Annotated in this window: 21 protein-coding genes and 3 pseudogenes; 8 read left to right on the plus strand and 16 right to left on the minus strand. The window is 63.4% G+C overall.

The genetic code is table 11. The features are described 5' to 3' along the window. Positions 1 to 11: 11 nt before the first annotated feature. Entirely contained in the window at positions 12 to 377 is a 366-nt protein-coding gene (locus OHB12_RS12260) for an IS3 family transposase (protein ID WP_327119065.1), read from the minus strand. A gap of 63 nt (positions 378 to 440) precedes the next feature. Between OHB12_RS12260 and OHB12_RS12265 the strand changes: the two genes are divergently transcribed. Then, positions 441 to 1,493, plus strand: a complete 1,053-nt coding sequence (locus tag OHB12_RS12265) for an IS630 family transposase (protein ID WP_327119051.1) — start codon at positions 441 to 443, stop codon at positions 1,491 to 1,493. 163 nt (positions 1,494 to 1,656) lie between these two features. On the opposite strand, the gene OHB12_RS12270 is transcribed toward OHB12_RS12265, so the two are convergent. The 5 genes from OHB12_RS12270 to OHB12_RS12285 all read right to left on the minus strand — a co-directional run bounded on the left by OHB12_RS12270 (position 1,657) and on the right by OHB12_RS12285 (position 5,828). Beyond that, positions 1,657 to 2,828, minus strand: a protein-coding gene (locus tag OHB12_RS12270; RefSeq protein WP_327121046.1) for an IS3 family transposase whose coding sequence is annotated in 2 segments (ribosomal slippage) — positions 1,657 to 2,573 and positions 2,573 to 2,828 — 1,173 coding nt in all. Because the reading frame shifts where the segments join, the coding sequence is not laid out codon by codon here. Between the two features lie 42 nt (positions 2,829 to 2,870). Next, positions 2,871 to 3,152, minus strand: coding sequence for an HNH endonuclease (locus tag OHB12_RS36275; RefSeq protein WP_442800018.1), 282 nt, complete (start codon positions 3,150 to 3,152; stop codon positions 2,871 to 2,873). A 165-nt stretch (positions 3,153 to 3,317) separates the two neighbouring features. After that, positions 3,318 to 4,496: a S8 family serine peptidase gene (locus tag OHB12_RS12275; protein ID WP_327119068.1), complete on the minus strand. Its 1,179-nt coding sequence runs from the start codon at positions 4,494 to 4,496 to the stop codon at positions 3,318 to 3,320. Then, positions 4,493 to 5,308 carry a hypothetical protein gene (locus OHB12_RS12280; RefSeq protein ID WP_327119070.1) on the minus strand — a complete coding sequence of 272 codons (816 nt, stop codon included), beginning with the start codon at positions 5,306 to 5,308 and terminating at the stop codon, positions 4,493 to 4,495. The genes OHB12_RS12275 and OHB12_RS12280 overlap by 4 nt, the downstream gene beginning before the upstream one ends. A gap of 217 nt (positions 5,309 to 5,525) precedes the next feature. Then, on the minus strand, positions 5,526 to 5,828 hold the full coding sequence (locus OHB12_RS12285; RefSeq protein ID WP_327119072.1) for a hypothetical protein: 303 nt from the start codon (positions 5,826 to 5,828) through the stop codon (positions 5,526 to 5,528). A 635-nt stretch (positions 5,829 to 6,463) separates the two neighbouring features. Between OHB12_RS12285 and OHB12_RS12290 the strand changes: the two genes are divergently transcribed. Then, positions 6,464 to 7,693 (plus strand): MFS transporter, encoded by a 1,230-nt coding sequence (locus tag OHB12_RS12290; RefSeq protein ID WP_327119074.1) that lies wholly within the window; start codon positions 6,464 to 6,466, stop codon positions 7,691 to 7,693. Here the strand turns inward: OHB12_RS12290 and OHB12_RS12295 are convergent. The 3 genes and pseudogenes from OHB12_RS12295 to OHB12_RS12305 all read right to left on the minus strand — a co-directional run. Further along, a pseudogene (locus OHB12_RS12295) lies at positions 7,638 to 7,850 on the minus strand (SDR family NAD(P)-dependent oxidoreductase); the annotation flags it as partial. The gene OHB12_RS12290 and the pseudogene OHB12_RS12295 sit on opposite strands and share 56 nt — an antisense overlap. Before the next feature lie 286 nt (positions 7,851 to 8,136). After that, positions 8,137 to 8,567 (minus strand): annotated as a pseudogene (locus tag OHB12_RS12300) (IS481 family transposase); the annotation flags it as partial. Positions 8,568 to 8,861: 294 nt separating this feature from the next. Further along, positions 8,862 to 12,314 carry a protein kinase domain-containing protein gene (locus tag OHB12_RS12305; RefSeq protein WP_327119076.1) on the minus strand — a complete coding sequence of 1,151 codons (3,453 nt, stop codon included), beginning with the start codon at positions 12,312 to 12,314 and terminating at the stop codon, positions 8,862 to 8,864. Between the two features lie 880 nt (positions 12,315 to 13,194). On the opposite strand from OHB12_RS12305, the gene OHB12_RS12310 reads away from it, so the two are divergent. After that, positions 13,195 to 14,559 carry a cytochrome P450 gene (locus tag OHB12_RS12310; RefSeq protein ID WP_327119078.1) on the plus strand — a complete coding sequence of 455 codons (1,365 nt, stop codon included), beginning with the start codon at positions 13,195 to 13,197 and terminating at the stop codon, positions 14,557 to 14,559. A 132-nt stretch (positions 14,560 to 14,691) separates the two neighbouring features. Here the strand turns inward: OHB12_RS12310 and OHB12_RS12315 are convergent, their stop codons facing one another. From OHB12_RS12315 to OHB12_RS12335, 5 genes are all read right to left on the minus strand, one after another. Then, positions 14,692 to 14,889: an IS3 family transposase gene (locus OHB12_RS12315; protein ID WP_327119080.1), complete on the minus strand. Its 198-nt coding sequence runs from the start codon at positions 14,887 to 14,889 to the stop codon at positions 14,692 to 14,694. A 747-nt stretch (positions 14,890 to 15,636) separates the two neighbouring features. Next, positions 15,637 to 15,849: a hypothetical protein gene (locus OHB12_RS12320; protein WP_327119082.1), complete on the minus strand. Its 213-nt coding sequence runs from the start codon at positions 15,847 to 15,849 to the stop codon at positions 15,637 to 15,639. Between the two features lie 1,019 nt (positions 15,850 to 16,868). After that, positions 16,869 to 17,717 (minus strand): IS3 family transposase, encoded by an 849-nt coding sequence (locus tag OHB12_RS12325; protein WP_327121034.1) that lies wholly within the window; start codon positions 17,715 to 17,717, stop codon positions 16,869 to 16,871. A gap of 73 nt (positions 17,718 to 17,790) precedes the next feature. After that, positions 17,791 to 18,114, minus strand: coding sequence for a transposase (locus OHB12_RS12330; protein WP_442800016.1), 324 nt, complete (start codon positions 18,112 to 18,114; stop codon positions 17,791 to 17,793). Positions 18,115 to 18,180: 66 nt separating this feature from the next. Beyond that, positions 18,181 to 19,287: an IS4 family transposase gene (locus OHB12_RS12335; protein WP_327119084.1), complete on the minus strand. Its 1,107-nt coding sequence runs from the start codon at positions 19,285 to 19,287 to the stop codon at positions 18,181 to 18,183. Positions 19,288 to 19,545: 258 nt separating this feature from the next. Here OHB12_RS12335 and OHB12_RS12340 point away from each other — a divergent pair, with 258 nt between their 5' ends. Together OHB12_RS12340 and OHB12_RS12345 are read left to right on the plus strand one after the other, a co-directional pair. Further along, on the plus strand, positions 19,546 to 20,091 hold the full coding sequence (locus OHB12_RS12340) for a helix-turn-helix domain-containing protein (RefSeq protein ID WP_327121036.1): 546 nt from the start codon (positions 19,546 to 19,548) through the stop codon (positions 20,089 to 20,091). Further along, positions 20,004 to 20,642 carry an IS630 family transposase gene (locus OHB12_RS12345; protein ID WP_327119086.1) on the plus strand — a complete coding sequence of 213 codons (639 nt, stop codon included), beginning with the start codon at positions 20,004 to 20,006 and terminating at the stop codon, positions 20,640 to 20,642. The genes OHB12_RS12340 and OHB12_RS12345 overlap by 88 nt, the downstream gene beginning before the upstream one ends. Before the next feature lie 161 nt (positions 20,643 to 20,803). Here the strand turns inward: OHB12_RS12345 and OHB12_RS36280 are convergent. Then, positions 20,804 to 21,088, minus strand: a pseudogene (locus OHB12_RS36280) (transposase); the annotation flags it as partial. A gap of 525 nt (positions 21,089 to 21,613) precedes the next feature. Next, the gene (locus OHB12_RS12350) at positions 21,614 to 22,063 is read right to left on the minus strand and encodes a hypothetical protein (protein ID WP_327119088.1); all 450 of its coding nucleotides are present in this window, start codon (positions 22,061 to 22,063) and stop codon (positions 21,614 to 21,616) included. 458 nt (positions 22,064 to 22,521) lie between these two features. Here OHB12_RS12350 and OHB12_RS12355 point away from each other — a divergent pair, with 458 nt between their 5' ends. The 3 genes from OHB12_RS12355 (at position 22,522) to OHB12_RS36285 (ending at position 24,362) form a co-directional block, all read left to right on the plus strand. After that, positions 22,522 to 22,845, plus strand: a complete 324-nt coding sequence (locus tag OHB12_RS12355) for a transposase (protein WP_442800016.1) — start codon at positions 22,522 to 22,524, stop codon at positions 22,843 to 22,845. 73 nt (positions 22,846 to 22,918) lie between these two features. After that, the gene (locus OHB12_RS12360; protein WP_327121034.1) at positions 22,919 to 23,767 is read left to right on the plus strand and encodes an IS3 family transposase; all 849 of its coding nucleotides are present in this window, start codon (positions 22,919 to 22,921) and stop codon (positions 23,765 to 23,767) included. A gap of 214 nt (positions 23,768 to 23,981) precedes the next feature. Further along, complete coding sequence (locus OHB12_RS36285; protein ID WP_442800086.1) at positions 23,982 to 24,362, plus strand: HNH endonuclease; 381 nt, start codon at positions 23,982 to 23,984, stop codon at positions 24,360 to 24,362. The last annotated feature ends 141 nt before the right edge of the window (positions 24,363 to 24,503 follow it).

Genomic DNA, 24,503 nt, shown 5'->3' on the forward strand with positions numbered 1-24,503 from the left:
GCGAGTCCGAGTTACTTCTGGATACGCTGGGTGTTGTACCAACAGTCGATATAGCCGAACAGTGCATTTTCGGCGGCCTCGCGGGTACGCCACGAGTTGCGATAGACCAGTTCGGTCTTCAGGGTGGAGAAGAAGTTCTCCATCAACGCGTTGGTGTGTCCTGAAGGTGAGAGGAAGGTCGTGATGTAGAAGCACGAATCTTGTTGATGCCGTGCTGTTGTGGAGATGAAGGAAGGTCCTTCGGTATCGGCATGCAGGTGCAGGTACCAAACCGCCCCGAGCTGCTGCGGTGAATGAGTCGTGGTGGTGAGCGTCGTGGGAAAAGCCGCACAAGATGCGGCAGGTATGGGCTGAGAAGGCGAACGTGAGTGAACCACTGATGACGTGTCGTTAGATGTATTGAACTGAAACTTCTTGATTGCCTTGCTCGTTGAGGATGCGTGAGTGATCAGGACCTGCGGCGGTTGTCACCCGCTGCGCAGGAGGTGGTGCGGCTGCGGGTGGTGGCCGCGCTGGAGTCGGAACGGGTACGCAGCTACGGCGAGGCTGCCGAGGTGTTCGGTGTCTCGCGGCGTTCGGTGGGTACGTGGTGGCGTAGGTACCAGGCTGGGGGTCGGGAAGCGCTTGCCGCGCCGGTGAAATCTCGTACCGGCCGAGACGAGCTGATCAGCGCCGAGGACCGGGCGGTGTTGTTCGCCGCGATGGCCGACTACACCCCCGAGGAGTTGTTGATCGGCGGCCCGTTGTGGACCCGCGCCCTGGTCGCCGAGCTGATCCGCATGGTCGTCGGGGTCGTCATGACCGAGCAGGGTGTGGGCAAATGGCTGCGCCGCCACGGGTTCACTCCGCAACGCCCGGCGCGGCGGGCCTACCAGCAGAAACCCGATAAGGTGCGGGCCTGGCTGGATACCGAGTACCCCGCCATCGTCGCTCGCGTCCGCAGCGAGAACGCGGTGGTGGCCTGGACCGATCAGTGCGGGCTGCGCAGCGACACCGCCCCTCCAGGGCGTAGCTGGGCGCCGAAGGGCAGCACACCGGTGGTGCATGTGAACGGCAAACGCCTGCGCGTCAACATCATGTCCGCCATCGCTTTTCGTGGCGCACTGTGGTTCTCGGTGTTCACCGGCCGCTTCACCGCGAAGGTGTTCATCACCTTTCTCGACCGGCTCGCCCGCCAGGCCGGCCGCAAGGTCCATGTCATTGCCGACCGGCACCCGGTGCATCGCAGCAAGGCGGTGACCGCATGGCTGGCCGCCAACGCCCACCGCATCGAGCTGCACCTGATGCCCGGCTACAGTCCCGAGCTCAACCCCGACGAGATCCTCAACGCCGACATCAAACGACACGTCCACCCCGCCCGCGCCCGCTCCCGCAACGACCTCGCCCGCGAAACCCGCCGGTTCCCGCACCGCCGCCAGCGGCAACCCGACATCGTGCGCGGCTACTTCCACGCCCCACACGTCCGCTACACGACCCTGGAGGAAATGACATAGTTTCGGCTCAATATCTGACGCCGGCCGAGTATGCTGCCCGCTGCGGCCACACCCACCACCCCGTGGCCTGCGACATCAACTGAACCTGGATCGAATACAACCCGGCTCTACTACCGGGCTGAGGGGACCGGCGGATTCCGGACAGCTGCCTGAAAGGCATATTTTATGCTGCTGCCTGCCGGTTCAGGTAATCGGCGTGGACCTGCAATGGAGTCTTGTAGCCGAGTCCCGAGTGGAGACGTTTTCGATTATAGAATGTTTCGATGTATTCCACAACCGCGCGGCGGGCCTGGTCGCGGGAGGCGAACTTCATGCGATGCAACCATTCGTTCTTGAGCGTGCCGAAGAACGATTCCGCCATCGAGTTGTCCCAACATACTCCCGTGCGGCCTACGGATTGGCGCATATCCATCTTCGTCAACTTCTTGCCGAACTCGTATCTGGTGTAATTTGAACCGCGGTCGCTGTGGAAGATCGCTCTCGAGAGGATATCCACACGAGTGGCGGCCATGTCGAGGGACGCCTCGATCAACGGCGTGCGGTAGTGATCGGCCATCGCCCAGCCGGCCACCATTTTCGTACAGCAATCGATCACGGTCGCCAAATAGAGCCAGCCCTCCCGTGTCGGAATATAAGTGATATCGGAGACGAACTTCTCACCCGGCGACTCGGCGGTGACGTCACGCTGCACGAGGTCGCCGATGCGGTGGCCGGTATCGGCCTCGGTGGTGGACGGACGCCACGGTTTCGGCTGGCAGGGAACCAGGCCCACCTCCCGCATGAGCTTGCGAACGGTGTCGTCGTCGACGTGGTGGCCCGAGGCGGTGAGCACGGCGTGGATGCGGCGGTGACCGTAAGTGCCATGGCTGTCGTCGAAGATCGCGGCGATCATCAACTTCAACTCCTCACGCCATTTTTCGGTTTCCGACACCGGGCGAGACAACCATTCATAGAATCCCGATCTGGATACAATCAAATTCTTGCACATGAAGGCAACAGGATACGCCTTCTTCGCGTCCATCTCTGCGATGAATTCATATTTCACTGCTGGCGGGTCGCGAAGAAGGCGGCCGCTTTTTCTAAGAATTCCGCTTTCATGCGCAACTCTCGGTTCTCCCGCTCCAGCTCGCGCAACCGGGCACGCTCGGATATCGTCAGCGGTTCCTCTTCGACCGGATACCTCTTCCGATACAGCGCCACCCAATTACCCAAGGTTGCTTCATGGATTCCGAGATCCCGCGCGACCGACGCGACGGACCGGCCCGGATTCCCGAGCACGATCTTCACCGCCTCGTCCTTATACTCGGGCGAGTACTTTCTCCTCTGATGAGCCACGAACAGTTTCCCTCTCACTTCCCGTAACCACCCTACGAGTGGTCACTGTCCGGAGGGAACCGGGCACCTCAGGCGGACTCGATATCGGGGACTCGCCAACATCACTTTCGGGTTGAGGTCCTTCAACGCTCTCATGTGGTGGACCTCGACCTTGTGGGTGGAGCCGCATCGTTCGCAGGCCTCGGCGAGCAGGCGTTGCACCAGTTCGGACCGGCGGCTGTTCCAGTTGCGAACCGGATCGTCGTCGAGGGGTCGTTGCGTGATGCCACGGGCCAGACTGTTTCCGCCCCAATGTGTTTCCAGTGGTGGCCGTATCGCGCCCACGCGGAACCGAGCTGACCAGCCGGCTCATTTTCAACACCGCGCAGATCTTGACAATATCTCCTGTGTCTCAAGAGGGGGCGGTGTCGACCTGATCGGCTATCCACCATCCCCAGCGATCGCTTGACCACCGAGGTTCAGCTTTTGTGCTGGTGGAACAGCTGGCGGTCAGCGGGCGCCGGCCGGCCACCGCCGTTCGGCACGCTGCCCACGTCGCAGCAGCAGCCATCCTCCGATCAGCATAAGCAGTCCCGGCGCGGCAAGGATGGCGGCAAACGTGACATAGCTGGAATCCAGGCCGTACTGCACCTTCTGCCGTGTACCGTCGTCTCCCGGTCCGAAGTGGATACCGGTCCCTTCCTTGCCGATCGCGAGCGCCGGACTTTCCGGCTGCAGGCTCACGGCGGCCCGCAGGGCCGCCTCTGCGTTGATCACACCGTAACCGGTCAACGGGTTGTAGCCCTGACCGTAGGTGGAGGCGGTGTGTTCCAGGAGTTGCTCCACTTGGCGCGGCGCGAGCTTGGGGTACTTGGCCAGGATCAGTGCCGCGACACCGGCGGTGAGCGCCGCCGCCGGTGAAGTCCCGTTGCCCGGCGTGCGCCCGGTCGTGGTGGAGTCGGCTCCGTTGATGCCAACGCCGGGCGCGGCCACGTCCACGTAGTCGTGCACGGAAGAGAACTCTGCCCGCGAGCCGTCCGGCTTCGAGGCGGCCACCGCAATGACCCCTGGATAGGCTGCCGGGTAGGCCACCTGATTGTCCTCATCGCCCTCATTACCGCCGGAGGCGATCACCACCACACCCTTGCCCAGCGCGTAGTGGATGGCGCGCATCTCGTCGCTACCGTAGGCACCCAGGCTGATCCGCGAACCCAAGGACATGGAGATTACCTGGGCGCCGTTGTCTGCGGCATACCGGATAGCTTTGCTCACCGGGCGGGCGTTGCCCGACGGATTTTTAGCCTGCATCGTCTGCAGCCAGGTCTGGAAACTCGGATCGTCGTTGTCGCGGAGCACGCGCAGGCCCAGCACCTTCGCGTCGGGCGCGACGTCGAGCACACTGGAGGCCATCGCAGTGCCGTGGCCTCCGTACCACGGTTGGGACTTGTCGCCCTCCGCGCTCAGGAAGTCCGGGCCCTCGGTCGCGCGGCCCTGCAATACGGGATGTCCGATGCGGATTCCGCTGTCCAGCACCGCGACCGTGATTCCGTCGCCTTTGCTGATCGCCTGTGCGGCGGGCACCGAAAGAGCGGGCAGCTCCCAGCCGTTCTGCTCGGCCGAAGCGACTGGGGAACCGAGGGCCAGCGACGACGCCGTCACCAACACGGCGATCACGAGATGGCACTTCACTTCTGGTCTCCCGTCAGCATCGTCGACCGAGCGTAGGCCGCGATGACCTGGTTCGACACGTCCTGGAAGATTCGCTTCTGCGATCTCGCGTCGCTGGACCACTGGCCGGGTAGGGAGGTCCAGGAGCGCGAGTTGTCCACTGGGCCGACGCTGATCGCCGCGAGATAGGGCGGCGACGTAGTCGACAGCCCGATGGCCGCCGCGCCACCTGCCATGGCCAGGTCCTTGTTCCAGGACGCGGCCGGTGTGTTCGGCACAGCGACCGGGTAGACCAGCGGCCCCGTGCCCGCGGACCAGTTGAACTCCTGGTTCACGGCGTCGGCGGCCTGGTAGGAGTCCACCACCGCCACACCGAGAGTTGCGGCCATGGTCCCGCCCATGTCCACATAGGTCGCGCGCAGCGCGGTTTTGCACCCAGCGCCGGCCAGTTTCGCGGCAAAGTCCCGGCTGAAGGCCTCCGCGCAGCTAGTCTCGTTCGCGATGCTCTGCCGGGACCAGCCCTGCAGGTGGTCGCCGATCGAGATGTCGGTGAGATAGTCGGGGAAGATCTGATCGCTGGTCAGGTTGTGCCAGGCGACCGCGGCGAAGGCGTTGTTGGTCGTCACCTGCTGGCCGTTGATGATCGCCTTGACCATCACCCCGCAGCCGAGCAGTACGGGAAACACACCCAGAATCATTAACAGCAGCCCGCTGGTCTTGCCGCCCTTCGGCTTCCCAGCCGGGACCGGCGGTGTAGGCGGGTAGTACTGCGCAGGCGGCTCCTGCCGGTAGCCGGGGTACTGCGGAGGGGGATTGTGCACAGCTCTTCCCATCGGTGTTCTCAATATGCTGGTTGGCACCCGTACCCACCCACTAGGGCTGTTGACGGGGACCTTTCCGCCGGAGGTGCTGGATCGGGTGGTTGTTGAGGGCGGCCGGGCCGCGACCCATGCCTCATTCAGCTGCCAGTGACCTGGCCCCGTGATCTCGGTCTGGATGGTGGTCAGATCAGGCTGGCCAGGCGACACGAGCGGCAAGCGGCTCACCTGGTCAGCACCCGGGGACATCCTTCGGGGCAGCGACATTACCGCTGTAGATGTAGTTGCCAAGGGCGTCCTCGTACCACTTATTTCCGTGCTCGTTCATGACATAGCACTTGAAGATAGCCTTGTCACCCTTGTTGAACTCGCTATACACTTTTTTCGCATTTGCGTAGGGTGCCACCTTGAACCATGACCCGTCCTTCGTTACCGGAACGCTGAACTCGGCTGCCGTCGCGGACGGAGCAAGCACAGCACCGGCACCCAATGCAACCGAGAGGGCCGACAGGCCCGTCAGCAAGGTCTTCTTCATACGGAATCTCCATTCTCGAATCTCCGGACCGCCCCGTCATGCATCGTGACGCTCACTCGGTCTTGATATCGGAATAGGCGACAAGACCGCAACTTCCTGATCCCAATCCCCATAATCCGTAACCTTCCCTTAAGGCTCGGGACTGCTTGTAGGTAGTCGTCGTAGGTAGGCCCCTGAGCATGGGCCGATGTGTGGCACCTTCCGATCGCCCGAGACTTGTCATTGTCGGGTTGAGCGATTTCAGGGCCGGAAGGTTGGAAAAGGGTGCGACGTTTCCGAATTCGGCGGTGTGGTCTTTCGTCGGCTCACCAGCTGCTGCAGCGCTTCAGGTCGGGTATCTCGACTATCGTCCGGCAGTATCGGGTTGGGAAAGTTCCGCGCCGGGTTATGGCACAAAGACCATCGACAGCTACCGAAAACGTTTGCCCATTTCAGCGAGTACTTCTGCCCGATCTGGCAGTTGCACTCCCCGTGCAGCCACCAGCAGGCTTGATCACGCCGATCACCGGCACAAACGCCTTTTCTTGTCAACGGCACGCGAACTTGGAATCATTGAGCAGCGACTCAGTCAGCACTGATAGCGCACTGCAATTACGGATCGCCCGCTCCGAACATCTCGAGACCGTCGACACTCGATGACACGCCTTGTGCGCGATCGCGTCACCTGGCTGCACTATGCGCAGCAAGGCGCTTTCGGATACTTCCAGTTCGGATTCGGCCCCTCCGTACTCCTCTTCAGGCAGGAGGCGGATGTAAGCCGTACTGTCGCCGGCCTATACGGACCGGCGCTGGCGGTCGGCGCAGTGATCGGCGGCGCACTGTTCCCGCACTTGACGCGGCGGTTGCCCCTGGCTGTCGTTCTGTCGATCGCCCTGGGCGGACTGGCCTCCGGCGTGGCCATGTTCTGCCTGGTGCCGTCGGTGGCCGGCACGCTTGTCGCTGCCACAGTCGCTATGACCTTCGGCATCCTCGTGCTCAGTGGAGTGTCGACCGGACTCTCCGACCACCACGGAACAACCTCCGGAGCAGCGATCAGCGAAGCCAACGCAGCCAGTGCCGGCATGGGGATCATCTCCCCCTTGCTCATCAACGTCGCGGTGGATGCCGGACTGAACTGGCGTGTCGGGATGAGCCTTTCGATCGTTCTCGCCGGTGTGCTCGCCGCGGCAACCACGCTGACCCACCGACAGTCGACTGCACAGATCCGCATAATTCCCGATCAACGACATTCGGAGAGCGGGGGCTTGCCACCGCGATACTGGCTGGCGTGGACTTGCCTGCTGGCCACCATGTCCGTTGAGGCCGGCCTGATGCTGTGGTCGCCTGAGCAACTCCGAGAGCACACCGGAATGGCTGCGGACACGGCTGCCATCGGAGTTTCCGCTGTACTCGGCGGCATGCTGGTCGGGCGGCTCGCGGGAGGGTGGGTGGTGGCGCGGGTCCTCACCGTACCGTCGATGTTCGCCGCACTGGCGATCGCGGCGGCGGGATTTGCCGTGTTCTGGTCCACGGCCGAACCCGAAGTCGCCATAGCCGGCCTCATCTGCTGTGGGTTTGGTATGTCGTTGCACTTCCCGCTCGGCGTGGCCCTCACCATGCGGACGTCGAATCAGCAACCCGAAGTCGCCATGTCCCGCAACTCCTACGGCATCGCATTCGGCTTGGGGGCCGCGCCTTTCCTCCTCGGCGCCCTCGCGGATCTGCTCGGGATTCGTGCGGCATTCGGGTTGGTTCCCCTATGCCTGCTCGTCGCGGCCCTGTCGGTCGGACAACTGACGCGGCTGGAGCGACAGGACCAGCTCACGTCATGGCAGTGGCGTAGTTCGCCTGGCCGGTGTTGCCGTGCAGTCCGAGATAGGAGGTGACATTTACGACGCGGCCGAATCCTTATCCGGAAATGCGCGCGCGGGTGAGTCGGAACGTGCCGCCCGCATGAACGGCCAGAACGCGCTCCCAGTCGTCGGTCAGCTTCCAGAGCACTTTGTCACGGAGGATTCCAGCGTTGTCGACGACAACGTCGATTCAGCCGGTGTCGCCAGAAGTACCTGACCGCGCCGGGGACGGAAATTTCGCGAGAGGGTGCCGTTGGTAGTCCTGCAGCCCGGCCCCGATCAGCTCCGCGAGCAGCGGGTGACCAAGCCGACCCGGTGGTGGTGTGCAGAATTCCGACCAGCTCAGCTGTGCTTCAGGCCGATGAACACGCCCCGGATCGTCGAGAGTACTGGACGGGGATTCTCCGGCAGGAAGCTCCCCGGATAGATTGCCTAGCAGAGTTTTTGGCGACCAGGCGATAGTGACTAGGTGTAGGGGGCTGGACATTGAGGAAATCTTCGGCCAGGATGCGCTGATAGCGCTCCACTTTCCCGTTGTGACGCTCCGTGTAGGGCTTGGTCTTCTGATGTCGGGTCCGATTGCCGACGATGCGCGCGAAGTATCCTGATCGGTAACAGGCGCCGTTGTCTGTGACGATCCCGGTGGATGTGGTTGATGCCGTGGGCGGCAAACCACACCTTCGATCGGGTCAGGAACGCGGCGGCGGTGGCGCCCTTCTCATCGGCCAGGGGTTCGGTGTAAGCGAGCCGGGAGAACCCGTCGACGATGGAGTACAGGTAGACGTAGCCGCGCTTCGCGCCGCTGACTTCGCCCTGTCCGCGGCCTTGGCCTGATCGCTGTCGCGGCCGTGGATGCGCCAGCCGCCACCGTCGGGGACCGCCCGACCTTCTTGACGTCCAAGATCAGGTTGAACTCGCGCTACGCGGGTTGACTGCCTGATGCTCGCGATCAACGCGCCCGACACGTCAATCCGCCACCGCTAGCGTCACGAACGTCCGACCCCGCAACAACTAGGGATCGTGTCGAGCTCAACATGAGCGCCCGTTGTTGTCGTTGCAGGAAGGCGGGGCCGAGGTGCCATCGTTCGTCGCAGAACCGGGACGTCGGCTCCAGCACGGATCCGGGGAGGAGTGGCCGCTGTGGCGGACGGTGCGGAACCAGAACATACGCTGCTCGCTCAGCGAATCTGACCAACAACAACTACCGCTGGTCGGCATCCTCCAGTTCGAGTGCAGCCGGAGGATGTCGCTGCGGGTCGTCCAGCACCATTGTCAGGAAAGCGTGTGGAATCCTCGGCCAGCTGTCGTGCCACTGGCCTTCGCAGAGATCGTGTTCCAGGGCGCGGACCAGAGAGGTGATCCAGGGGCCTTCGTCGCGCAGTAGCCGGATCAGGCCGGTGTCGGCGCAGATCGCCACGACCGGCACGAGTGCCTTCTTGGCCTCAACGGTCTGTCCGGCCGCCGCAAGGCAGGACGCGAGCAGCAGTTGTGCCTGTAGTGCTGCTCGTGGTCGACGGGCGGCGTTGATGGAATTACGCAACTGCGTGGCGCGTGCGCAGGCGGTGGCGGTCTGGCTGGTGGTTCGGTCGCGGAGCAGCGTGCGGATTACGGAATCCTCGTTCAGCTCGGCGGTCTGGATCGCGATACCGTTTTCACCCATTGCCGGTACTTCGAGGGCCGAGGTTACGGTCGTGAGGCCGAGGCGGACCTGCTCGTTGGTGATGCGAGCGGCGAGTCGCGGCAGGGCAAGCGTCTGGGCGATCTGGGCACCTTCGTCCAGGCATCGCGCCGCGGCATCGAGATCGCCGCGCAGCGCCTTGATCCGGGCATCGATCGTATAGGTGGCCATCATGAAGTCCACCGTGCCGCCTTCGATGCCGAGCTCGCTGATCTCGTCCAGCAGTTGCTCGGCCGCGTCGAGCTGATCGCGTTCGTAGAGCAGCTCGCAGAGCAGTGCACCACCGTATCGCGCCACATATGACTGGTTGCTGGAGGATCCAGTGGCAGGCTGGCGGGCCTTACGGAAGTTTTGCTCGGCGGCCGAGACGTCGAGCTGTTCCCAGGCCGCGATGCCTACCACGGCGTGGCTGTTCATTCCGCTGATCTGCTGCTCGTAAGGCGCGGCCCAGTCATGCCACGTACTTACTTGATCGAACTCGAAACGGGATAAGGCCAGAAACCCTCCGACGTTTGCCAAAACACTCAGTGCCCACGGACTCAGTGTGTCGGTTCGGAACACACAATCGGCCACCACGGAGTCCAAGCCCTCGAGACGGTCGCTCATTGCGCACGCGGCGCTTTCGATGAGGGCCGCCTCGGCGGCGAGATCGGAGTCGAACCCCTCGAGAGATGTGCGCGCGAGCCGCAGTGCTGTATACAGCTCGGCGGGCTGGCGCAGCATCATGTATGCCCAGGAGAGCGCGATTTGCAGTCGAGGACGGGTCGCGACGAGGGACGAGGGAAGTTTCGCGACCAGACCGATCAGCGTCGCGGATTGGGCATGCGCAAGGTGGTCCATCGCCCGTTCCTCGACGAGATCCACTGCGTGTTCTTCGTCGCCGCAGGCGAGGGCGTGATCGACGGCCTCGCTGAGCATACCGTTGTCGCCGAACCAGGTGGCGGCGGTGCGGTGCAGTTCGTCAACCCGCTCGGGGTGGTCACGGGAGAGCCGCTGGCGGAGGAATTGCACGAACAAGTGGTGGTAGCGGAACCATTCGCCGTCGTCGTCGATACGGCGCAGGAACAGATTTTGCCGCTCGATATTCTCCAGCAGCGCCTGCCCGTGCCGCTTCCCGGTCAACGCTGTAGCCAGGTTGCCGCAGAGCCGTTCGGGGAGTGATGTTTTCAGGAGGAAGTCCAGCAGTGGTGGATCCACGGTGTCGAGCACGTTCTCGGCGAGGTATTCGGCGATGGCGTGATGACGTCCAGACATGTGGCTGATCAAGGTCGCGGGATCGTGGTGCCCGCGCAGCGACAGCAAGGAGAGTTGCAGTGCCGCGATCCACCCTTCGGTACTGTCCCGGAGTTCGGTAACCTCGCCGTCGCCCAAGGTGAGACCACCCAACTCGACCAGGAACGAACTCGCTTCGGGAGCGTTGAAACGCAAGGCGGTGGAGTCTATTTCGACAAGTTCGTTGTGAACCCGCATGGTGGCCAGCGGTAGTCCTTCTGCTGATCTGCTGGTAACAATGATCTGCAGATGGTGACAGCCGTTCTCCAGCAGGAATCGCAGGGCGGCAGTGGCGGCGGGATCGGTGATCCGATGCCAATCGTCGATGACTACCGCGACTCGTTCGTGGTGCTCGTGGATGTCGTTGATCAGCGTGGTGAGCACATAGCGGATGGCCTCCGAACCTTGCTCTTCGAGTATCCGGCCCAGTTGGGGTGCCAAGGTCGGGCGTGCCCGGTGGATCGCGTCGATCAGGTGTGAGAGGAACCAGACAGCGTTGTTGTCGTCGTGGTCGGTGTTCAGCCACGCGACCGCCACCTGCTGCTCCTCGGCAAGGTAGCTGGCCCATTGCGCGGCCAGTGTGCTCTTGCCGAACCCGGCGGGAGCGTGGATGACAGTCAGTCGCGGCCGGTGAGCACTCCGCAATCGGTCGATCAGTCGGCCGCGATGCACCAGCGCCCGGTCCGACATGGCCGGGCGGAACCTGGTCTCGGGGGTGGATGGCGTCGTCGTCCGCCGAAATGACGGTGACCGGCCGGTAGGAACCGATCGCGGTGTGTCGATGTTCTCCACAGACGACGTCAGGTCGCCGTGGTCGTCGGTGGGCACCGTTATGTCCTGCACCGGCATACCGTGAGCCCCCTGGATATCGCGCAGCAACTCACCGAACTCGGCGGCAGAGGTCGGCCGGTCCGCCGGTTCGTGCGACATGCCTGCCTCGAGGGCGGCGCAGAGGTCCTCAGGGATGCCGTCGGGCCGCAGGTCCGGCAGCGGCTCGGCGGCGATCCGCAGGAATTGTGCGACCACCTGCTCGCCGGAGCGGCGTTCGAACGCGGCGTGCCCGGTGATCATGCAGAACAAGGTGGCACCGAGTCCGTACAGGTCGGAAGCTACCGACAGGCCGCCGGATCGCAGCACCTCAGGGGCGGTGAACGCGGGTGAACCCGTGATCACACCGGTGGTGGTCTCGAAACCGCCTTCGATGCGGGCGATCCCGAAGTCGGTGAGCTGTGGCTCGCCATAGTCGGTGAGCAGCACGTTGCCCGGCTTGATATCACGGTGCAGAATCCCGGCGCGATGTGCCGTCTCGAGGGCGCCGGCCAATTTGATCGTGACCCGGATCGCGTCGTCGAGCGGCAGGCGTCCCTCGTGGCGAATGCGGTTCTCCAGCGAGCCGCGGGAGTGATACGGCATCACTAGATACGGGCGTCCGCTACGGGTGGTACCGACCTGCAGGATAGGCACGATATGGGGATGACCCGACAGTGCCCCCATCACCTGCTGCTCGCGCAGGAATCGTTCGACGTTGTCCGGCTCCAGAGCCGCCGTGGCAAGCAGGACCTTGACCGCGACGCTACGGTTCAGCGCCCGCTGCTTACAGCAGTAGACCACACCGAAACCACCCCGGCCGACTTCCCATGGGCCAGTGAGGCCCGTGCCCTCCAGATCCATATCGATATCCGGAGGCCGGTCACTCTGCGTCACGAATGGGTCCTGGTCGGCCATCGGCTTGTCTGTGTTAGGCGCCGCAGTGCTGCCGCGCTGCCTTCCCAGTTTATGCCTGGCGAACCATCGAACCAGTGCGAATCGGGTTCCGGAGGAACTGTCGCTATGGCTTCAGTTCGATGAGCGCTTCATCCAGGTGGCGCGCGACGGTCCGGGTCGCGCCCGTACGCGCGAGGACGCCGAAATCGAGGCGCCGATTGTAGGACATGGCAGTGATGTCGTACCGCGGAATCCGTGGTAGCAGGCCACCGCTCCTGGTTCTCCATATCCGGGCCTTCCCCGCGACAACCACCTCGAACCGGTGAGTACACCGCGGGACTGGCTTGCTGAGCAGGGCAGCGAACTGATCGAGGCGTGGGCGGGCACCGGACGCGACCCAGGCCGCCCATGGGCAAGGCCTGTTCGGCGACGACCACGGTGTCCTGCCTTACCAGCGGGTTTCGATAAGGGGGATCTGGGTGCCTACAGGGATGGCCCGTAGGGCCGCGAACCGCGATGAAGAAGATGGTGTGCTGTCGCATCTGCAGCAAACCGGCTCAGGGGTTGTTGGCATTCTTTTCGTGTGTCGCATGTTCTAGCCTGATCGTGCCGGCACCGTCGTGCCGACTGTTGCGGCAAGAGCAGGCCGCTAGTTCATGATCAAGATTCACTATGCCCGCAGGCAAGGACCGAGCGCGCCGATACAGCGGTAAGGCGCGTCAATCTTCACCGAGCTGCTCGACGCGGAGCTGGTCGGCTTCCCTGATAGCCGGCGACCGTCCGGTCTTCCCTACAGGAACGTTACGAAATTCGCCGAATCGATTCGAATTCGTGAGACCGGCAGCATGCTGACTCACATCGATATTTGTTGGGAGTTTCTATGCATGCTTCTCCGATTGCTGTTGCCCCCGGTGCAATTCCGGTGCTGGGACATGCGTTGCGGCTCCGCGACGACCCGTTAGGGTTTTTCGAGTCCTTGCGTCCGCTCGGTGACGTCGTGCTGATCAAGCTCGGGCCACAACGCGCCTACGTTCTCAATTCCGCCGAGCTGGTCCGCGAATTGCTCGTCGCGAAGCCCCGTCAGTTCGACAAGGGCACACAAATCGACAATGCACGCGAGCTGCTGGGCTACGGCCTGATCAGCTCCGAGGGAGACATGCATCGGCGGCACCGGTTGCTGATGCAGCCAGCGTTCCGCCGTGACCGAATCGCGGAGTATGCCCAGGTCATGCGCGAACAGATCGTCGAGCACACCGCCGACTGGCATACCGGCCGAGTTATCGACGTGCGCGTCGCGATGACAACGCTGACGCTCTCGGTAGCCGCCAAGACGCTGATCTCCTCCGAACTGGGTAACGATCTGGTGGCCGAGATGCTGCACAGCATGCCCCGCATTCTCGACCTGACTTACCAGCGGATGACCACTCCGCTGCCGGTATTGAACAAACTCCCACTCAACCGCAACCGGGAATACGCGGCACGCTTGGCACGACTGCACCCGATGATCGACAAGGTCGTCGCCGACTACCGCAGCAGCAACGACCGCAAGCCAGATCTGTTGGGCATGCTGCTGGAGGCGCGGGACGCGGAAACCGGAAGTGTGCTGTCTGATCGGGAGCTTCATGACCAGATCACCGCGATCCTGATGGCCGGGTCCGAAACCACAGCGGCCGCCCTGTCCTGGGTGTTCCATGTGTTGACCGAACATCCGGATATCGAGGCCCGACTGCACGCCGAAGTCGACCGGGTACTCGAGGGCAGGTCGGCCGAGTACGCCGATGTCCGGCAGCTGACCTACACCGCCCAGGTGATCAATGAGGCCCTGCGGTGTTACCCGCCGGCCTGGCTTGCCACCCGACGCGCCACCGAGGACGTGGACCTCAAAGGCCTGCACGTTCCTGCGGGCACTACCGTAGCGTTCAGTGCCTATGTCGTGCAACGGGATCCGCGACTGTTCAGCGAAGCGGAGAAATTCGATCCGGACCGTTGGTCACCGGAGCGGGCCGGTGAGATCCACCGGGATGCGATCGTGCAATTCGGTGGCGGGCCGCGTAAGTGCATCGGTGACGTCTTCGCGGTTGTCGAGGCCACGCTGGCCCTTGCGACGATCGCCGGGCAGTGGCGCCTGCGTGTCACACCCGGCGCCAGGATGGAGAAGGTCGCCGGGTCCACATTCACCCCGCGCGACCTGATGCTGACCGTAGAGCAGCGGCAGCCTGTCCCGCGGCCGGCGCCGATAAGCTGATCCGATTGGTGTAGAGCGGGTTGCGGCGCAGACCGAGGTGCGGACCCTGCCGGACGCCTGCGGCCGGCGGACGTCGACGGAGGCTGCGTAGTCGTTGTGCGAACTGAGCTTCCCGCTGTGCCGAAGAGCGCATTATCCGGTTCCGGCTGGAACCTGCTGATAGTAGTTTGCCTCGTATTCGTCGAGTGATAGCAAGCCCAGCTTCTGCTGATCCGTTGGGTTGTACCAGCCGTCGATGTAGGTGAACAACGCGTTCTCAGCGTCTTCCTTTGTGCGCCAACTATTTCGGGACACCAGCTCGGTCTTGAGCGTGGAAAAGAACTTCTCCATCAACGCGTTGGTGTGTCCTGAAGGTGAGAGGAAGGTCGTGATTTAGAAGCACGAATCTTGTTGATGCCGTGCTGTTGTGGAGATGAAGGAAGGTCCTTCGGTATCGGCATGCAGGTGCAGGTACCAAACCGCCCCGAGCTGCTGCGGTGAATGAGTCGTGGTGGTGAGCGTCGTGGGAAAAGCCGCACAAGATGCGGCAGGTATGGGCTGAGAAGGCGAACGTGAGTGAACCACTGATGACGTGTCGTTAGATGTAAGTGACATCGAAACCGGGGCCTCAATGCTGTCCCGGGATGAGTCAGACGAGTGCCTGCTGATTGGTCTGGTGGTGTCCGGCATGAAGGTGGCGCGAGCTCGGTCCGGGCTCCACAACGGAACAGGAGAACTCCTCGACGTGAAACGGTGTCCGCTGGTTGAGGTGGGCGCGAGACGGGTGCAGAACCTGGTTGCGTGTCAGGAGGGCGGAACGCCCCTCATCAGATTCCTCCCATTACTGGTTGATCAGCGATCGACAAGATGGCGAGACTGGATTTCACCGCCACACCCGGCTGGCTTGACAGCACCGATGACCTCTTCGTCCCGCAACAACACGACTTGTTCGCCCCCCACCAGCACGGTGCCCTGACCGTGGCCCCCGGACTACCGCGAGCTGGTGTTGATACCGACCTGTCGCACGCTCCGAACACGCGGGATTCGAGAATGCCGGACTCGCCACAAGGGATCACCGAGCCTCGAGCCGCAGACGTTTCAGTTGACGCACACGGTCATGCTCGGAAGACAAGCGGGTTCGATGACCAGACCCTTGCCGGTGAGCCGGGAAAGGCGGCGGAAAGCGCGTCCGGCACCGACGTCGGCCGGGGCAGTCCGATCGGCCCGGATATTGGTGCCATGCCGGGTATCGGTGATACAGCGGATGTGGGTGGTGCGGCGCAGCCGACTGCGCAGGTGCAAGGCGCACACGATTCGCATCGAACCGATACAGATCACAAGCCCGGCCGGTACGAGAGTGCGCTGGCATCCGGGACAACCCAAACCCCGAGCAGCAGCCCCGAAGGACATTCCTGGCCTGTCACAGCCTCCGGCGGTCACGATCCCGAAGCGGCCCTCGGTCCACTCGCGTCCTACCCTCATGCACACAATGTTTCTCCCGACCCCGTGACCGACGAACCGGTCGTATCACCTCCACCGCGACAGACCGGAAGCGGTTCCACGGCGCCGACCCACCCATGGGCAAGTCTTGGTCGGGCACCGATATCGCGCACTAGTTCTGGAAAAGCGGTACCGCCCACACCTGCCCCGGCATCGGCCATCTCCGCAGTCACCGACCACGAACCGGTGGGAACACCGTGGTCGAAGACCGGATGCAGGCCAGATGTCGCAGCCAAGGCGTTCGCCCCGACAACCATGAAAACCGGTCCTGCACCCCGTCCCGACAAGCCCACTGCACAGCAAAAGACTCCAGACCCACCCGAACCGGCACGCGAAGCACTGACCGCCAGTCAGACCAAATGATGGTCGGCCCAACAGGGCAACAGTCGGACCCAGTAACACGGCGATCAAGGCCATACCATCACCAATGTCGGCCCCTACTGGATCGGCTGGATCACCAGGCAACCAGCCCCAATGCCGGGAAGTTAAAGGCGGAGGTTGTGTCGTCAAGTTGGTGGTTCGAGGAGGGCGACGGCGATGGTGGCTGGGTAGTTGGTGCGGTCGTCACCGGCTCTGGCTTGGTATTTGGAGTTGGCTCGCTTGACGATCCGGGGGCTGAGGCGGGTTCTGCGGGCCGGTAGGAGTTGGGTCAGGACAGCGCGGCCAATCGCGCCGACCAGGTCGATGCGGGTGTCGGCGGTGACGTTCGCGGCCTGGATGACCTGGTCGCGGGCGGTGTGCAGGGCGGTGGTGAAGCTGGCGCGGTCAGGGCCGGTCGCGGGTGTGGTTGCGGTGGCGTCTGAGGTTCACCCCAAATAGTGGACAGGGGTTCAAGCAGCTTTTGCTGCGTCTGTCAGGAATTGCTCGTAGCGTAGGGGGCTGAGCATCCCGAGGGCGGAGTGCCGTCGATCATGGTTGTACTTGTTGATCCAATTGTCAACCGCAGCAACGAGTTCGGTCTTGGTGGCGTAGACGTGGCGGTAGTACGACTCGTGTTTGTAGGTCGACCAGAGCGATTCGGCGGGACTGTTGTCCCAACATATTCCGGTATCGCCCATCGACCGTTTCAGCTGGTGGCGGTGGCAGGCGTTGACTGTCATCGCCGCGGTGAACTCGCCCCCACGATCGGAATGCAGCACGGTCCCTTCCACCGGATGCCCACGCACTGCTACGGCCTGGTCGATGGCTCGGCACACCACGTCGGCGCCGATGTGATCGGCCACGACGTGGGCGAGCACGCGGCGGGTATGTCCGTCACGGATGGCGCACAAGTACATGTCGCCCTGTCCGCAGGTCAGATATGTGAAATCGGTCGTCCAGACCGCGTCGGGGCGGCCTTGATCGAAGTTGCGGCGTACCAGGTCCGGCGGGAACGACGCGGCAGGATCGGTGATCGTGGTGCGGGCCTTGAACGTGCGTGGGCTGATGCCCTCGATCCCGATCCGGGCCATGATCGCCGCGACGGTCTTGGCACTGACCACCTCGCCACGTGCGCGTAGCTCGGCAGTGATCCGCGGAGAGCCGTAGGTACCGTCGGACTCGGCGTGGACGTCGAGGATCTTCACCGTCAGATCGGCACGACGCCGCTGACGTGGCGTCGAAACCGTTGCCGTGCAACGTTTCACATACGCGTAGTAACCCGACGCCGACACTCCCAGCAGGCGCGCCATACGACGGATCGAGAATCGTTGCCCCTCGGGGCGCTGGTGCCCGCGGTCTCGGCGATGTCATCGGGGCCGGCGTACTTCACCATCAGATCGAACCGGGCCGGTTGGTCTGCATCGCGGCGAAGTACGCCGAAGCTTTTGCCAAGAACGCATTGTCCTTCTCCAGCTCGCCGACTTGCCTGCGTAAACGCAGCAACTCGGCTCGCTCGGCCGCGTCCAGAGGTTTCTCACCGCCGACCTCGGCCGCGGCGATCCGGCGCCGCTCGTCTTTGACCCAGGTACTGAGCACGGTCTCGTGAATACCGAGTTCACGAGCGACCACGGCGATCGAGCGACCGGAATCGATCACCCGATGAGCAGCCTCGACCTTGTACTCGGCCGTGAACGACCGACGCTTGCGAGGAGGCATAACGGACATCCTTACCAGCAGAACCATCGATCCTGCTAACTCGGTGTCCACTTCCAGGGGTGAACCTCAGTCGGCCATAGCGGTGCGCAGCGCTTGGTAGGTGACCAGCAGGGCGTAGACCTCCTGCTCGATCCCTGCCGGGGTGCGGGCGCGCAGCACTCGCCCGCCCAGGATGCCGGATTTCAATTCCAGGTAGCTGGTTTCGATCTCCCATCTCTGGTGGTAGAGCTCGACGATCTCGGTAGCCGGGAACCGCTGGTGATCGGTCAGGGTGGTGAGCAGTCGATAGCGGGCGACACGTCGTTTCCCTTGGTGCGGACCGCTGCCGGTGACGGTGATCTCGGCTTCTATGACGCGTAGCCGCACCCCGCCGAGTTGGGTGAGCCAGGACCCGTCGCGGTATCGGCGAATGCTGGCCAGGCGGCGGCCGTTCTTGCAACGGATGAGCAGGTCGGCTTCGGTGGCCGCGATCTCCCCGATCAGGGAGGCGACGGCGAAGTTGCGGTCGGCCAGCAGCAGCATGCTCGGTCGCAGGCAGCGGACAAGTGTTGGCGCGTAGGTGGTTTCGCCGATGCCGGCCGGGCCGAACACGGCGTCGAGGAGGGTGCGGGTGCCGCAGGCCACCACGGTGAGCAGTCGCAGCAGCGGATATCCGGTGCCGCCGTGGTGACCGGCCTGACGGGCGTAGCGGGTCAGGTTCGCCGCGCTGTCGGGCACCGCCATCTGGGTGCCATCCAGGGCGCAGACCAGCAGGCCCCGCCACCACGGTGTCGAGGCGTCGGGGCCGGCTAGTAACTCGAACAACGCCCGCAACGGTTTCGCGCCGACCCTGCGGCGCGCTTGGGTCAGCGCTGAAGCGCTGGGCCGGGCCGAGCCGGGCAGGCAGACCGTCAGCCGCGCCCACACCTGTCGATAGCCGAGTTCGGCGAATAATCCCGCCGCGAGCAGCAGATACACCACCACCCGTGCCGGCAGGTCCCGTACTCGCCGTTGCACGCTCATGGTCGCGCCGAGTACCTCGTCGACCATCTCGAATGGCACGATCTGGGTCAACTCGCCGAGATGGCCAGGGGCAAACGCGCCCGCGGCTACCGTGGCGGCGCGGGGAATGACAGACTGAGCAGACAGCGGAACTCCAACGGTGGTGACGGGCGTCTTGGTAGGACACCCCATCAATACCCGGAGTTCCGCTGTCTTGCATCACCGACATACCCTGCCAGACAACACAATCCGCTACCCACGCCGCTGACACCCCGACAACCACACCCACTCACCCAAAGACTTGACGACCGGAACCACCCATTAACTTCCCGGCATTGCAACTAGTGCTGCGTTCCTCAAAGATCATGTATCTTGTTGCTGGTCTTGGTGGTTCGGGTGTAGTCGAGGTGGGTTCTGCCGAAGGTGTTGATTGCGCGTCCGGCGCGGGATGTGTTGGAGGAGCGAAAGATTCGTAAGATTGCAGCGGCTCGGCATGCGCCTGGAGATTGGATCCGGCGGGCGCGGATGATCACAGCCAGTTGGGATGGGAAGTCCACCGTGCAGATCGCCGGTGAGCTCGGCTGTCATCCACAGACGGTGCGAGAACGGTTGCATCGGTTCAACACTCATGGCCTGGACGGGCTTGGCGATCGTCGAGGAGCAGGACGTAGACCTCGGTTGACCGAAGCAGAGCGCAGCCGCATCGTGGCCTTGGTCGCCACGACACCGCCGGGGCGTTTGACACGGCATCGCGATGGCGAACTGCGCGCCGAGAAGGACGCGGCCGGGTCGTGCTGGACACTGGACGCGTTGACCGAAGCGCTGCGCGGCGAAGGCATCGTCGTCGGTCGCAGTCAGGTCCGCAGAATCCTTGTGGCAGAGGGGGTTCGCTGGCGTCGGCCGCGGTCGTGGACGGCGAGCAAGGACCCGTACTTCGTCCCAAAAGGACCCACATCGTCGGTCTCTACACGCAGCCACCCGAAGGTGCCACGGTAGTCTGCGCCGACGAACTGGGCCCGGTCTCGCCCCGCACCTTCGCACCCGCACCGGGGTGGTCGGTCGACGGGCACCGGATCAAGGCGCCCCTGGAATACTCGCGAGGCCCCGACAGAGTCTGGGTATACGGATCGATCCGAATCCGCGATGGACATGCCGTCACGCTCACCGCCTCCTCCCGCAACAGCGTCAACTACCAGCGTTTCCTCGAACTGGTCGAACAGGCCAACCCGGTCGGCGATATCTACGTGATCACCGACAACCTGTCCAGCCACAACAGCAAATCCACCCGCGAATGGCTCGAGGACCATCCACGGATCAAACACGCGTTCATCCCCGTCGGAGCGTGCTGGCTCAACCTGCAAGAGCCGTGGTGGCGGATCTTCCGCCGCGAAGCCCTCGCCGGCCAGACCTTCGCCGACCACACAGAAATCGACCGAGCCACCCGCCAGGCCACAGCCGCCCTCAACGCTCGCGCACGACCATGGGTCTGGGGCAGACCCCCGCCGAAACCCCGGGCTCTACGCCGCCGGTTTGTTTACCACCTTTGAGGAACGCAGCACTAGACGGTATCTTACGTGGATGTGATTCATTTGCCGCGTGTCGTGATCGGTTGCGCTGCATGATGTTCAACTCATGACCGACAGGTTGTCGACCGAACGGTGCCCTGACGGCATCGATACCTGGATACATTTTGATTGTTGAGATTGGGGCGCCGTAGTATCCGCCGCGGCTCGAAGCTGGACTCCCGATCTCGCGGCACCGTGATCTCGACCGGACCGGCCCCGGTCATCTTGGCCCGCTTGCCGTTTCAGGAGGTACCTCCGTCACGGCCAGCCGGGTCAGCGCTTGGCATAGCCGAGGTGCTCGTCCATCTCGTCTTCGAGCGCGGACTCCACCACCAGTTTCGCCATACGTGCCACCAGCCCGCCCTCACCCACCAATTGCAGCCCATCGCGTCAGGCCCCTCGGCCCACCGACGGATCTGCTCGTCCATCGACACCAGCGACAACCTCGCGACCTTACCGGTGCGCATCAAACTCGGGGTGGCTCACACTTCACGCCGCTCCCAGACGAGAGTGCTCAGTGATCGTCATGTCCATAACCGACGGCATGGCAATCGCGGACAACCTTTGGCAACGTCGTAGTCGATCGACACGATCACGCCGATTCTGGATGCTGCGGCGGCAAACTGTCGAGCGACCGTTGGATCGTCCTGGTAGTCGAGCTCCATGGCCGGGCTCGCAAATCGCACATGTATGTGGCATGAGCCGGGATTCTGTGGTCGCCCGTCGGTGCCACCCCCACTGTGCTCTACGTACATGTCAGTGAGCCCTTTCATACTTGCCCAAGCCGGATGCCGCCGTTTATCGGCGACAACCGGGACCCGCCGGGCGTGGTTGGCGCTGTGCAGCCAGCGAGCACACCGAAGCGTGTCATCGCCTGCGTCGGCGGTCTGACGTTGGACAGAACCGGCGACAGGCTGGGAAGCTCGCGTTGGCTGCCCCGCCGCTCGTTGATGTCACGAAGACGTTGATGCTGGCCGACCGCGACCATGTGGGACCTGTGGTAGGCGGAATGCGTCCGCGATCACACGTTGGTGGAACTTTCCCCGATAGTGGATGGCGGCGCGGGCGTCGGAGAGCAGGTCGGCGCCGGCATGCTTGGGCGCAGCGTAGGGCCAGCGTCTCGGCGTCCGGGCGGAATCGCCGGAGACGATAATGCGGTCGGCACGAAAGCCCTGCTCCAGTAGGTATCGATACGAGTCGACCGCGTCGTCGAGGGTCTCGGTGAAGTAGGCTTTCCGCAGCTGGTGGCCGCCGGTCCGGGCCAAGGTTGCCAATCCGAGTCCGATCGTGCCGCGCAGCAGCGGGTGGGCGATTCGCGTTGCGATACTTGCTCGATTCGGCCGCTCCACGACGAGCGAGGACACGTCGGGTCGTGGGCGGGGCCACGCGGCCGTCGTGGTCATCGCTGTTCTCCGGGCGATCCGGTCAGCGTCGCCCCGACAACTCGCTGGGAGGTCGGGTGTCGAGCGCCATGTCAACTGTGCGCTGGACAGTGCACCGAACGGTACGGCCCGATGGTGCAGGTCGATAGTCGAGATAACCGACCGGAAGCGCTGCAGCAGCTGATGAGCCGATGAAAGACCACACCGGCCCGGCAGAATTCGGAAATCTGGCACCCTTTTCCCAACCTTCCGGCCCTGAAACCGCTCAACCCGACAAATGACAAGCCTCAGGCAATCGGAAGGTGCTACACATCGGCCCATGCTCAGGGGCCACCTACAACGACTACCTACAAGCAGCCCCGAGACTTAAAGATTTTCCGGCGAGGCCGGCAACACCCGCGCTGGCCGACTGAGGTTCACCCCTGGAAGTGGACACCGAGTTAGCAGGATCGATGGTTCTGCTGGTAAGGATGTCCGTTATGCCTCCTCGCAAGCGTCGGTCGTTCACGGCCGAGTACAAGGTCGAGGCTGCTCATCGGGTGATCGATTCCGGTCGCTCGATCGCCGTGGTCGCTCGTGAACTCGGTATTCACGAGACCGTGCTCAGTACCTGGGTCAAAGACGAGCGGCGCCGGATCGCCGCGGCCGAGGTCGGCGGTGAGAAACCTCTGGACGCGGCCGAGCGAGCCGAGTTGCTGCGTTTACGCAGGCAAGTCGGCGAGCTGGAGAAGGACAATGCGTTCTTGGCAAAAGCTTCGGCGTACTTCGCCGCGATGCAGACCAACCGGCCCGGTTCGATCTGATGGTGAAGTACGCCGGCCCCGATGACATCGCCGAGACCGCGGGCACCAGCGCCCCGAGGGGCAACGATTCTCGATCCGTCGTATGGCGCGCCTGCTGGGAGTGTCGGCGTCGGGTTACTACGCGTATGTGAAACGTTGCACGGCAACGGTTTCGACGCCACGTCAGCGGCGTCGTGCCGATCTGACGGTGAAGATCCTCGACGTCCACGCCGAGTCCGACGGTACCTACGGCTCTCCGCGGATCACTGCCGAGCTACGCGCACGTGGCGAGGTGGTCAGTGCCAAGACCGTCGCGGCGATCATGGCCCGGATCGGGATCGAGGGCATCAGCCCACGCACGTTCAAGGCCCGCACCACGATCACCGATCCTGCCGCGTCGTTCCCGCCGGACCTGGTACGCCGCAACTTCGATCAAGGCCGCCCCGACGCGGTCTGGACGACCGATTTCACATATCTGACCTGCGGACAGGGCGACATGTACTTGTGCGCCATCCGTGACGGACATACCCGCCGCGTGCTCGCCCACGTCGTGGCCGATCACATCGGCGCCGACGTGGTGTGCCGAGCCATCGACCAGGCCGTAGCAGTGCGTGGGCATCCGGTGGAAGGGACCGTGCTGCATTCCGATCGTGGGGGCGAGTTCACCGCGGCGATGACAGTCAACGCCTGCCACCGCCACCAGCTGAAACGGTCGATGGGCGATACCGGAATATGTTGGGACAACAGTCCCGCCGAATCGCTCTGGTCGACCTACAAACACGAGTCGTACTACCGCCACGTCTACGCCACCAAGACCGAACTCGTTGCTGCGGTTGACAATTGGATCAACAAGTACAACCATGATCGACGGCACTCCGCCCTCGGGATGCTCAGCCCCCTACGCTACGAGCAATTCCTGACAGACGCAGCAAAAGCTGCTTGAACCCCTGTCCACTATTTGGGGTGAACCTCAGACGTGGCCGGCCCGGGTGAACGGGGAATCGCGATGGATGACGATGAACGCTCTACATGCAGGGCGGAAAACCGACCCAGCGCGGCGCCCTGCTCCATGACGACGACTTCACTATCGTCGCCAAATACCCGGCCGAGTATGCCGGGGCTGGTCCATTGGCTTCTCGCCGACCGGATGTTGCAAGATCTCCTATGCCACAACGAATTTGGAGGTACATCACGTCCGCAAACTTGCAGGCCTCAACAAGTCGGGCCGACGTGAGAAACCCTCCTTGATCCGTCTCATGGCGATGCGGCGACGCAAGGTCCTCGCTATCTTTCGCCGTTGTCACGAAGACAGGTCTGTAATTTCGACAGAGCCTGAGACTGGACAGACCCCTACCCGACCAGCTATTCGTCACCGAATTTGCACGGTAGTTGTCACCACTGGACCGACCGTCGAACGGCTCCACGTCATATCCAGGTGCTCGAGTGTGACGACGAACGATAGTTGGCCAATCAGAGCGATAGTTGGCCGCAGTGTTCGAGGCGGCACGCCGCCTAGCCCAGATATTTCGTGCGGCTGAGATGCTGGCCTGATCGGGTTCGGGTTGGTGTTTTGCGGCCGTTCCGGCCGCAAAACGGTGTGACGGTGTGGCCCGTTCAGCGGGTTGGCTGCCGGGTTCCACGGGCCCGGAAGTGGTTGCCCTTTCGGTCTTCGGGGTGGA

Origin of the sequence: Nocardia sp. NBC_01730 (assembly GCF_035920445.1) — a bacterium.
In the GTDB taxonomy this organism is placed as follows: Bacteria; Actinomycetota; Actinomycetes; order Mycobacteriales; family Mycobacteriaceae; genus Nocardia.